The sequence below is a fragment of the Anaerophaga thermohalophila DSM 12881 genome, from assembly GCF_000191885.1.
Taxonomy (GTDB): Bacteria; Bacteroidota; Bacteroidia; order Bacteroidales; family Marinilabiliaceae; genus Anaerophaga; species Anaerophaga thermohalophila.
Window position 1 is genome coordinate 1 of the sequence record NZ_AEWI01000107.1, and the last position, 12,478, is coordinate 12,478.

Consider the following 12,478-nt stretch of genomic DNA (forward strand, 5'->3'; position numbering starts at 1 on the left):
GTCGCAACAACGTCCCGGCTATATGCGCCTGGGCGTGGTTTCAGACCCGCTGTGGATTTATCAGCTTGAACGCATGGGAGAGGGAAATACAAAACCCTCAATATGCTGTGGATGCCACGGCTGGCGTATATAGCTTTGTTGCCGCCTGTGCTTATTTTCCATTCAATTTAGTTAAATATTGAGAATCCTTTTTCTTTTAACATTCTTGGAAGAAACCATAAGCCTCTTTCAGATAAATAATTAGTTAAGAAAATAGAAAAAGGTACGATTGTTCTTTTAACGTGGTCATTAAAGTGGTTTTTATCTTTGTAATTCTTTTTTTTGTCAAATGTAATATACTTAAAATAGTCGTCTAAAACTTTTTCAAGTTTGATTTTTCTATTCCTAAAAGCATCTTGATGAAATATTAAACTGTCGATATCAATTATTGCAATAGGCTTAACTCGTTTTGTGTCAATTCCATTTCTTTCTAATTCGGTTAATTCATTTTTGAACCAATAATTAATTAATACATTTAGCCCAGAAATATTTTGTTGTGAATTATGGAGTATAAGAATTGGGTAGATTTTAATGGTTTGAGGTTTATATTTTTTGTCAACAGGGAATTGATTTTTTAATAAGCGTTTGATGTTTGTAATTAATTGTAATACAGCTTTATTATTATTTTCATCATAATAAAATTTCTCTTTCAGCATTGATTCATATATAGAATAATCATAAGAATGTTTTACTTCGGCTGAAAAAAGTACGTCTTTGCTTTCAATAAGAAAAATATTATTCCCATTTCTTATATAATAGTCAGGTTCTGCATCTTTTATCTGCTTTTTAATCTGGGCTCCATTGAGTTTGAAATATTTATTTCGATATATATGCTCAATAATATTATACAATAAATATTTCTCTGAGAATTCATCGCAGTAAAATCCCCTAAAGTCACCTTTTACTTTTTTATTTTTGTCTAGATTCTTGTTAATTTCTGATAGTTTAAAAAATACGCCTTTGTGCAATAGTTCAATTGCAAAAAGACCATAAATTAGTCTATATTTTTTATCTTCAATATTATACAATGGTTTGCTGCGAATTTTTCGAAAATCAAAATCCTTTACAACATCATCGTCTCTTATTGCCAAGTTTTCTATGAATTCACAATCACTATCTTGCAAAAAAACTATATCATTGCTTTCTTCCTTGTCATTTTGGATATATGGCATTGCAACGGGAAGTATTCGTTTAAGGTACTCTTTCCAATCTTGGCATTTAAAAGTCGAAAGATATTCATTTAGAAGGTCTTGAGTCTTAGGGTGAGATGCTAGGAATTCAAACAAATAAATAGATTTAATTAATTGTGCAACAAATATTTCGTGCTTATTAAAATTGATAAGGTCAGAGTATCCAAATGATTGAGTAAGTGCTGTTGCAGCAAATTTTATTTCATCATTTACTTGTTCTGTAGAAGAGAAAGCGTTGTTTTGGGCATCTAGATTTTTTTCATTTTGGAATAATATAGCTTTGAATACATTCACTTCAGCTTGCTTTTTTTCTTGTGTTTCTTCTTCATTTAAATGGTCAAAACTGTATTCAAATAACTGCAATGCTGTTAGAGTATTAATTATTATTTGTCCGGATTCAACTAGCTTATCATATATTTTATTCGCCAATGAGCTGTTTTCCTTACAAAAGAAGAATTCTAAAAAGTTTTTTATTTTGTCGTATTTTGAGTTATCTATGGAAAATCCTAGAAAATATGTTGTTGCTCTTATCAAAACACTTCTTTTAATTCCAGTGAGATAATAGTCTAAACTTCTTTTTTCATCATCAAAAATGGAACTATACTTGATTACTCTTTTTATTTCAAATCCATTTTTCATTTCTTTTCGTGTTTGTTTTCACCTTGCATTGGCGGCAACGTCCCTACTGTATGCGTCAGGCCGGGGCTTTCAAACCCCATAAGATTGTTTCAAACCGTGAGCGGGTAGCAAGGAAAAACGAAGCTTGCAATATGCTGTGGAAGCCCCGGCTGGCGTATACAGTTTTGTTGCCGTTTCGTTGTTTATTTCAATTTATTTTTGTTGTCAATGTATATATCGTCTGATACTTTTTTTAATGCTTTCATAAAATCCTTTTCGTCAAGTGATTTTAGCTGAATCTTTACAATATCTCGTAATTGTCTATATCTTTGCTCTTTGTCAACTTGGTTGCGGATTAATATGGAATTAAGGTTTTCTAAATTAGCAAGTACAACAAGTTCATTTATGCTCGCAAAATCACGAATGTTTAATCCTTTTTTAGCTTTATCCGGATTCACTTCACGCCAATCTTTCGCTGTAGATTTAAATAACGCTACATTTAACAAATCAGCTTCCTCAGCATATATCAACCATTCTTTATCCTTATCGTAATTTTTCTCTGGCAGGATGCAATCTTTAACAGCATCTGTATGAATCTGATAATTGGTTTTTGATAAAATCCGTTTTACATTCCACTCAAGGTTGTATTGGTTACTCTCAATCTCTTTTAATCGTTGATATTCTTTAATCAACAGAAGTTTAAACATTGGACTAATCCAAGAACCAAATTCAAATGCTAAATCTTTATGAGCATAAGTTCCACCGTATCTGCCAGATTTAGAGATTAAACCAATTGCATTTGTAGCTTCAATCCATTTCTTAGGGGTTAAGTTAAAGCTGTTTAATCCAGCTTGTTTTCTAAAGGTGTCGAATTCGACAGGTTTAAAATTGGGATTATTCAAAGTTTCCCATAATCCAATAAATTCTACCGTGTTGCGATTTCTCATCCAATTTCTGATATGGTCAGAACCTTCTTCTCCTTTTACCATATCTGTCAGACTAATATAGTCTTGCTCATCTTGTCTGACAATCGAAATGAGTTTGTTTTCAACTTCTATCTGGGATTTACTTGCCATATTATAATCAAATTGTATTTGCTCCTTACAAATATACAATTCTTATTCATCTAACTTTTAATGACGACACTGCAGCTTTTTTCCTTGCAATGAACGGCAACGGTTACGTGTATGGTGTCGTTTGGCGATTCGAAGCACGAACCTGTCGAACCCCTACAATGTTAATTTGATGTAATACCCTTGAAATTAGCACTATCCGCCAAATGCACTATACACGATGTTACCTGCTGGGCTTTGTTTATAGTCATTATATTTTCAATTTTAGCACTATTCAAATTTTGTTTTTCGGGTCGGCAAAAAAGCGTTGGCAGGCAGACAAGCTCTTTTGCAATTTTTGGTTTTAGCGTTGGCTTGTGCGAATTGCAAATGTGCTTGGCTGCGTGCGTTGGCTCATATTCTTTCATTAATTTTTTTGTCAATATTACTAGTGTTTAATTGATTTTCCTTTATCCATTTTTTAAGTATATTTCTATCAATCAAGTCGATATCATTTTGTTGTGCTAGGTCAATGGCATTTTGTGTGAAAAAGCTATTGGAAACCACTGTTGGTATAAATTCCCTTGCATATTTACTTTTGTATTCTGGGATTGCATATTTAATTTCCTGACCAGAACTAATACCAAGTGCGGAACTGCTCTGCTTCACTTGTATCAAATAGTTTGCGTTCTCTCCAAAAAATACAATATCTGCTCCTTTATCATTAGATACTGGAGTCAAGAAAGAATTACCATTGAACATTTTTTCAAATAATATTGCCACTGCTGCTTCAAATGATAATGGATTTAATTGGTCTAAATCGTCTATAGAACTAATATCAATGGACCTTTTTGTTGATGAATCAAAACTCATAGAGGTAATAAAATCATTTTTGCTAATCTCAATTTGTTCTGTAGGAAACAATGTACTGGACGCTAGATGAGATTTTCTTTGTAATAATTCATCCAAAATAATATCAAAGGTTTTAATATTATTATTGGGAGCAACAGCCAATGGATAGTATACTTTCACTGGCTTCTTTTGTCCTATTCTATAAGCTCTATCTGTTGCTTGTTGCTCTTTTGCAGGATTCCAATGGCGTGTATAATGAATTACATGATTAGCTTCGGTAATATTCAAACCAAAACCTGCGGCAACAGGAGACATTATAATGACATTAAAACCTTTAACATCCTGGTATTTATCAATTTCTTGCTGTCTTGTTAATTTGGCTTTACTAAATTTGGCTTTACTTGTGGGGGTTTCACCATTAATAATTGACGGAATTATCTTGAAATATTCAGCTATTGTTTTTCTAAGTACTCTTTGCATTGACTTATTTTCAGTGAAAATTATCGCTTTTTCTTCTTTTTGATTTATATCAGATAATATCGAAATTATTTTTTTCAGCTTAGCAGAACTGTTTATTAATCTGTCTGTCTCAATTTTTTCTATTTGGTAATGTTTCAAATAAGGATGGTCAGAAATACTTCGCAAGTTGAAGATTCCTTGTAAAACAGGGTTTGAGGATTCGTTTTGAGATTTCAATTCTTCGATTGAATTTAACTCATTTAAGTAGGAATCGAATTGTATTTTAGGCATACTTTCTTCATGCTTCAAATATTCAATTGAAGGTAAATCTTTTGCGACATCAAATTTCATTCTTCTCAATAATGTTACTCCAATACGATTTCTTAAATTTTCTGAAATTTGTTCCAAATCCGTTTTTTCATTACTGAGCGGTTTTTGATATTGTTTTGAAAATTCTTTAGCGTTTTCAAGTAGACCAGGGCTGCAAAAGTCAATTATACACCACAAATCCATTAATGAATTTTCTACAGGAGTCCCAGTCATTGCAATCTTAAAATCTGCTTTTAATGCTTTTGCTGCATTTGTAACAAACGTTCCAGGGGTTTTAACTTTTTGAGCTTCATCAAGCACAACAACACCCCAGTTTATAAGTCCTAGGGGGATTTGCTGTTTTCTAAGTGTTTCGTAGGTTGTAAGATAAATTGCAGAATCACTCAGGTTGCTTATGGTTTGTTGCTTGTTATTTGGTATAATATAGTTCTTAACATTGCTTCCCCACAAAGTCAATGCTTTTAAACTAGGGGCAGGAAAAAATTTCTCATATTCATTTTGCCAATTCTCCAATAAAGAAACAGGAGCAATAATTAACACAGGCTTACTTTTATTAATTTGATTAAACCATTCAATAAAGTATAAAACCTGTAATGTTTTGCCTAATCCCATGTCATCTGCGAGAAGTACTCCGGGTAATGAATAAGGTTCATTTGAAAGAGTTTGAAGCCAAGCAATACCATTTTTTTGATGCTCTTTTAGTAGAATCTCAGATGACAAATTATTAATCTGCTGGAACTTATATCTTACATCTTCAGAAAAAGCCTTTACTTCTGTATACTCATTTTCTTCTGCATTTTCCTTAATAATTAAAACCTTTGTTTCAGAATCAGGCTTTTCTCTTTCTTTTTCTATTGTGGTAATAGGCTTTTGGGGAGATTTAAGTTGCCGTTGCGCATTATCCAATATTGAATCAATATGTGTTAAATCGATATCTTCACCTTTGAATGAAACAGAACTATTTCCATTTTTTTTAGATTCATGTACCAAAAGTTTTAATTCTTCAAATTCATTTTGATTTTTTATGGAAACATGCCTGGTTCCTTCCTTTTTATCATCAATTACAATGCCTGGTATCCATTCAGATTTATATGGGCTGATAAATGGGTAGAATCGAGGTTTATATATCCCAAGCTCTAAAACTCTTTTGCTAAAGTCATCTAAATCAATTAAATCTGAATCCCAAAAGTTGGTGAGGTTATTATATATTTCATTAATTTCATCTCCATTAAATATACTTTTTCGCTTTAGTTTTTGAAGTTCTGTCTTTAAGCTTTTGGATTCCTCATTTTCTTCATCATCAATTAAAACTCTTACCTTCTTATTGTCATCCTTTATGCTGTATTCTGATTTTACTCTTGGATACAATTCAAATGAACTTTGAAATTTCTGAGCATCAACTTTCTCAACGATTGGTGAAAGTTTATATTTATTATTATCAAGTGGTGTGATATTAAATTTTATTTTTTCTGGTGTAACGATTGAAGTGTCAACCAGAATTTTTGAAAGAACTGCATTTGCTATTGCAGCAAGTTCTTGAATTCTTGATAATTCTTTTAAAACAGAAGTTGAATTTGGGAATTGAGTTTGATTAAACTTTGCAATCGCATTGATAAGAGTAAATTGGTTTGAGTTAAGCAAGAACTCAAGTTCATTATTCAGATAAGCTCCTATCCTATGCTTATTATAGAAAAGATTTTCACCAGACCCATTGCCATGGGAAAAATCCTGAAAATAGAACCGGATTTTCAAATTGACGTCTCTCAACCCTCCACCTAAAATATCTATGAAAATGTCATACGGATAAGGTTTAGGAAAACCCAAGGTATCATACTCAAAACTATCAATTTGAGAAATGTCATCATAGTTTATTGAAACTCTCTTAGAGTCGATAAAATTGGCTATACCATTAACTGTTAAATCATTAATAACATTGAAACAAGCTGGATTATCCATTACAGATAACCAGTCATCAAATTTCAAAATTTCTCCTGATGGAGTTTCAAAAAACAACTCAATATAATCGTTATGATAATTGAATTTAATCATAATAGTATTTTCTCATCCATGCATCGAATCGCGATTCCCAATAACCTTGGTGTGTAATTCTACCTTCAATATCTAAATCTATATAACCGCTATAATCTGAATTTTTGCAAGCATATTTATATCTTGACCACGTTTTAAGGTCTTCCATTGAATCGAGGGCATTAAGATTAACATTAAAACTCTGCTTTTTATAAATATACAATGCTCCCGTATCAGTGAACTCAACAAATACAAAGTCCTTAGAATAAATAATTAAAGCACAAGTGCTCTGATTACGTGATGTGATTTTATACCGGTAATCAACATATTTAGAAACACTTTCAATATTCTTGAGATAACGATAATTGGCTTTATTTCCACTGAATTTTATATCATCTATTCTATCAATAAATTTCAGCCAATATCGTTTACGCCTTTCATCTTGGACTAACCTTTCAAAAAATACCTTGATAAAATGTTTGTTTAGAAGAATATTTAACTTTTTTCTTGCCTGCTCAACTTGTTGTTGCTCCTCAGACTTCAGTTTAGAATTTCTCCATTCATGTATTTTAACAGGGTCACCAATAAGCTTTACAGTCTCCTTTTTAATTATTTCAACATTATTTGTAAATCTATCTTGATTTATAATTTGAGAACAAATCAGCATACTTGTTTTCTTTGAATTATGCTTTTCTAAGAATAGATAAATACCTGCTACCAATTCAGCGTTCACATTATTGTTTTCGGATTTATCTACGTAATTATTAGCGACATAAGCAAAATAATCATAGTTTAAAATGTGTTCCTTTAAGTTTATAAGCAAGTTAGCATTAGATAAAGATATGTTCTTATCAAGAAGTAGTGTTGCGTATTGTTCAGGCGAGTTCTTAGGTAAAAATAAATCAATATTTTTTGAAATTTTCAAAATGTCATTTCTGTTCTTATTGTAACGCTTACATTTTTCTTCAAGAATACTTGTTAATAAGTTACGATGCTTATCATAACTTAATAAGTGGAGCCAGTTTTTTAATAATACGTGCCATAAACTTAGAATAAATGAATCTCTCCAATTCTGATTAATAAGATTGATAGCAGCGTCTAATTTATTTGAAAACAAAATTATTTCGCTATCAGAATTTGGTTGAAAATCTAATGCCCAGATTAAAATACGAACATCTCTTTTACCAAATGTGAAAGCTGGTTCTTGATAATTCTTGAAAAACAAATAATAAACATCCCTAATTAATTTTTTTTCAGGTAATTTTCCACCATCTGGCAATCTGTCAATCAGATTATTAAGGGATATTAAGGATTCTTTGACCTGCTGTTTAGTGTTCTCTGAAAACAAATGTTCAGCGGTGTATCTTAAATCGTTTGGTTTGAAATACCATTGCAATATGTCATTAGTTTTCTGCATATCGTAGCATTTCTCTTATTTGTTCTTCTGCATCTGTTTTTATTCTAAACTCAACCCTCCGATTTTGTTTTCTTCCTGATTCTGTTTGATTTTCTGCAATTGGCTTTACAGAAGATAATCCATTAGCAGTAGCTCTATCTCGTGTCCAAGCTACAGTATTGCCGTCTAATAAATTCAAGCAATATTGTAATACAGAACGAGTCCTGTCTTGCGATAATTTCATATTATAGAAATATGCCTCTTGTTCATCCATTCCATTTCTTCCTTCTATAGATGTATGACCTTCAATCCTTATTTCTTCAATATGTTCAATATATTTATCGTTTTGTAAAACATTGATGTATCTTGGAAAAAAAACATTTAAGATTTCTGCAAATGAAGATTTGAGATTTGAACTTCCAGCATCAAACAACACATCTGGTTCTTTAAATCTTATCGTAAGTGCTGAATCAATTTCAGCATCCCATACCTCCAAATCATCTTCAAATTCATCGTATAGGTCATTATAAAGCTCTAATTGAAGTTCTTTATATCGTTCTGCAATATCACTTTTACTATCAAATTCTTCCTGCAATTTTAACATTGTTCCTATAAGCAGTAGAACAAATATTAATAATAAAGCAGCCATTAAGTCTCCTGTAGAGAGGCTAAATTGATTATTGTCTTCTATTTCAATAATTTTCTTACTCATCTAACAGAAACTAATTTGTCTATTTGCTCAGATAATTCTTCATTAATCTCAGTCAAACCAGAAACTGTACTTTCTAAACCTTCGTGTGCTTTTGAAAGAGTAGTTGAAAATTCAGCCAAATACTGGTTTAAATTTTCTGATGTAGTCTTTTGATAATCTTTAAGCCCGGATTGAATTTGGTCAAAAATACTTGATAAACCTATTTCAATTGTTTCAAATCTATTACCGTATTCGTTTGCAATGTCTTTCGTTTTTTGTAATGTTTCTTCCTGATGTTTAAGGAGATTTTCATTTCTGTCAATGAATGTATTTATACTTTCTCCGAAATGCGAAATAGAGGATTTAAGATTATCTGAGGTTACAGAAAGAGAATCCGAGTTGCTTTTAAATTTAGTTGATACATCTTCAATCAACTGCGCAACAATTCTAGATTTCTGAATCATTGAATCAAATTGTTGATTTACCTGACTGTTCTCAGAAAGAGTTGTTTTAATTTCATCTGTTAAGTCGGATACCTGTTTAATATTGTCTTTTTGGGTTGAAAGTAATAACTCCATGTGTGCTTGGATGTCTTCAACTGTTGATTTATACTCATTTGTCGCAGCTGAAAATGTCTCTTGGTTTTGCTTACTAATTTCTTGTGCTTGTGTTCGTGATTGATTTATGTTGTCAATTACTGTTTCTTTTAATGCTTCAATAACTTCTGTTACTTGTAGTGTTATGTCTGTCATTGAATCTGGAATACCTGAAAGAGCTTCAGAAACAACCGTTAATCTTTTAATAAGTCCTTCCATTTCATTTTTAGTATCACTCGTAACAGTGTTTTTAAAATCATCCATCATTGATTTCATGGAGTTTGCCAACCTGTCCACTGCATTTTCAATGACCTGGGTTCCTGAATCCTGCTTAATTTGTTTTAAATCTTCAAGCACTGGAACAAGTTTTTCTTCAATTAGCAGACTTATTTGTTCATTATTATCTGCTACAAGTTTTTCCATTGCCAAATTAATACTCTCACCTAAGTCATCAGAAAATGTTTGTAATGAAGCTGTCTGTTTTACAGATTCATCTAATAATTGACGGAAAACATTTTTGGGTAATTGTTTGCCTTCATCTGTATCGGAAACAAGATATTCGTTGAAAATCTCGTTGATAATAGCTTTTTGCTTGTTCTGGTGGTAGTTTTCGAGGTCTTGTTGTTTTATTTTATACTCATTATCCAGTTGTAGACACAAATTCTGAATATTTTTTGTGATTTGAGATTGCCATATTTTAAATATGTTAGCAAAAATTAATGAAAGCCCCATTCCCCAAATTGATGAAACAAAGGCAGTACCCATTCCCGAAAGAAGATTATTTATACTCATTTTTATTGCTTCCGTGGTTTCAAAGTTTGAATCAGCAATACCATATGTTAAACCAACAAAAGTTCCTAATATTCCTAATCCTATAAGGGTATTTGACACATTATTAACAGCCCTAAGATTCAAAGAAGAATATAATATATTTGGCTCATTAAAATAATTTTCAGAGAATTCTGTTGTCTTACGTTTATCTCCATACTCATTAAAAGTCCCTTGGTAAGCATTCCAAATCTTTTGTAATTTCTTACTACCTGATATTTGTGATACTTTAATATTTTTTTTGATTTTGAAGAAATGAATTAGCAAGTACGCTAAGGAAATTATAAAGATGGCTATTAAAGTTATAACCCAATATGCGATAAGCGTATTTTCTTCAAAAACTTCCTTGCTTAAAAATGGTATCAATCTATCTGTAAAATTCATGCTCAATTCTCTTTAGTGGGTTGGCAAAATTGCACTCTTTTGCAAATTTTGGTCTGTGCGGTAGCTGGTGCGATTTGCAAATGTGTGCAATGTGCGCTGGCTTTCCTAACTGTCCCGAAGGGCAGAAGCGGGTCTGCAAAAACAAAATGTCTCAATTTAGTCAATCTTTCAATTATATTGTTTATTTCTCTTTTCAATATTCTCATTTTTCGCAATCCCTTTCTTTTTTTTAGCCTTGCAGGTAACGTCCCTACTGTATGCGTCAGGCCGGGGCTTTCAAACCCGCAAAGTGTGTGTCAAGCCGTGAGCGTGTAACAAGGAAAAACGAAGCTTACAATATGCTGTGGAGCCCCGGCTGGCGTATACAGTTTTGTTGCAGCGTCGTGTTTATATCTTTTCTTTTAATTCTCTGATAGTTAGTATTTTTGTTTTTTCAATTCTCTTCAGTTCCAATAAATCATTGTCTCCCGTTACAAGAAAATCTGCTTTACTGTCAATTGCCAGGTTCAACAAGAAATTATCTTTGAAATCTCTACAAATTTCTATATTTGATGTGGTTTCAATTATTTTTGCGAAGTTGTCAAATGAGCGAAGCAGTTTCTGAATATCTTGGTCTGTGAAGTACTTTTGAAATTTTGGTCGAGTGGCAACAGTCAGGAATTCTTGAATTAATTCTTTCGAGAAAATCAAAGTAACTCTCTTATTCTCAACAAATTTGTCAATAAAGTTGTAGTTTTTTGTAATTAAAAAGCTAATCCAAAGGTTTGTGTCCAGAATGACCTTTTTACTTCTCATATCGGGATGCTCTAACTGATTCTACTTCTTTAGTTATTTCGTCCAAAGAAGGCGCATTCTCGGATTGGCTTCTTAATTTTTCGAGTAATTCAGAGAATTCCGATTTTGTTTTCTCTTTTCTAATCTTAATTAATTTCATATCAGCCAAGTCTTTAATCAGTCGTTTGGCTTTCGGATTTATGATATCAATACGTAATGATTCCATAGCTATCAGTTTTTATCAAAGATACGAAATTCTGAATTTCTTTGGGCCTTTTTGTACTATTGAAGAAATGTTGTCTTGTTTTTTTACATGCGCTGCAACGCCCGGCTGTATGCGTCAGGCCGGGGCTTTCAACCCGAAAAGTTTGTGTCAAACCGTGAGCGGGTAACAAGGAAAAACGAAGCTTGCAATATGCTGTGGAGCCCCGGCTGGCGTATACAGTTTTGTTGGGGGGCGTTTTTCCTTTTGTCCGTTAAGTATTTTTCAATCTATTCGTTTGTTATTCATTTGGTTAGGTTTTGGTTTTATATTCGGGTTTTCTCAATTCGTTAAGAATGATTCTTAAAAATAGAAATTTTTCGGCCAATTCGTTTCTATTACGTCATTTTCTGGCCGTTGCGATTTCGTTTTTAATCATTTTGCGCAATTTTTTCGCTGTAATTATTTCGTTATCAATTGATTTTGGCTAAATTTTCTTTCAGCCGTTGCGAAATTTTCAATCCGTTACAGACTTTTTTATTAATTCGGTTTTGCCAATAAAATCTGCGGTTTTCAATGCAAATCGCTTCATTTTCAAGTCGTAATTGTTATCTTTTCATTTCCAACCGACATTTTCAGCCCGATACCACTCAATTATTAATCATTTCTGACTCTTGTCCAGCTTTCAAACATTGCGAAATGCTTAATCTGTTACAAACTTTTTCATTCCGTTTTGTCAATAAAATCGGCGTTTTTCAATGTAAACCATTTCATTTTCAATCGAAATTTTCAGGCCTTTACAACTCGATTTTAATTTTCATTCAATTTTCCGGTTAAAAATCTCTTTTTTCAATCGATTAAAATTCTGGATTATGTTCGTTTTTTAGTTTTGCAATTTGCTGTTTATCAATTAATTCTTTGCTTAAAATTTCAAAATCGTATCTCCGATTTATTTGGGTTTTCAAACCATATAGTTTTTTTATAAATGCCCCCCAACGTCCCGGCTATATGCGCCTGGGCGTGGTTTCAGACCAGCTAT

8 protein-coding genes are annotated in these 12,478 nt (G+C 32.1%); all 8 read right to left on the reverse strand.

Translation table 11 applies throughout. The features are described from left to right. Positions 1-167: 167 nt before the first annotated feature. Complete coding sequence (locus ATH1_RS0115865; protein ID WP_010424066.1) at positions 168-1,868, reverse strand: hypothetical protein; 1,701 nt, start codon at positions 1,866-1,868, stop codon at positions 168-170. A 182-nt stretch (positions 1,869-2,050) separates the two neighbouring features. Next, entirely contained in the window at positions 2,051-2,923 is an 873-nt protein-coding gene (locus ATH1_RS0115875; protein WP_010424068.1) for a KilA-N domain-containing protein, read from the reverse strand. 390 nt (positions 2,924-3,313) lie between these two features. Further along, positions 3,314-6,589, reverse strand: coding sequence for an SNF2-related protein (locus ATH1_RS20195; protein ID WP_010424072.1), 3,276 nt, complete (start codon positions 6,587-6,589; stop codon positions 3,314-3,316). After that, positions 6,582-7,985, reverse strand: a complete 1,404-nt coding sequence (locus ATH1_RS0115890; protein WP_010424074.1) for an EH signature domain-containing protein — start codon at positions 7,983-7,985, stop codon at positions 6,582-6,584. The genes ATH1_RS20195 and ATH1_RS0115890 overlap by 8 nt, the downstream gene beginning before the upstream one ends. Continuing rightward, positions 7,972-8,676, reverse strand: coding sequence for an OmpA family protein (locus tag ATH1_RS0115895; protein WP_010424075.1), 705 nt, complete (start codon positions 8,674-8,676; stop codon positions 7,972-7,974). The genes ATH1_RS0115890 and ATH1_RS0115895 overlap by 14 nt, the downstream gene beginning before the upstream one ends. Next, positions 8,673-10,463 (reverse strand): hypothetical protein, encoded by a 1,791-nt coding sequence (locus tag ATH1_RS0115900; protein WP_010424077.1) that lies wholly within the window; start codon positions 10,461-10,463, stop codon positions 8,673-8,675. The genes ATH1_RS0115895 and ATH1_RS0115900 overlap by 4 nt, the downstream gene beginning before the upstream one ends. Before the next feature lie 387 nt (positions 10,464-10,850). Next, entirely contained in the window at positions 10,851-11,258 is a 408-nt protein-coding gene (locus ATH1_RS0115910; RefSeq protein ID WP_010424007.1) for a putative toxin-antitoxin system toxin component, PIN family, read from the reverse strand. Then, positions 11,248-11,463 carry a hypothetical protein gene (locus ATH1_RS0115915; RefSeq protein WP_010424011.1) on the reverse strand — a complete coding sequence of 72 codons (216 nt, stop codon included), beginning with the start codon at positions 11,461-11,463 and terminating at the stop codon, positions 11,248-11,250. Before ATH1_RS0115915 ends, ATH1_RS0115910 begins: the two co-directional genes overlap by 11 nt. Positions 11,464-12,478 lie beyond the last annotated feature (1,015 nt).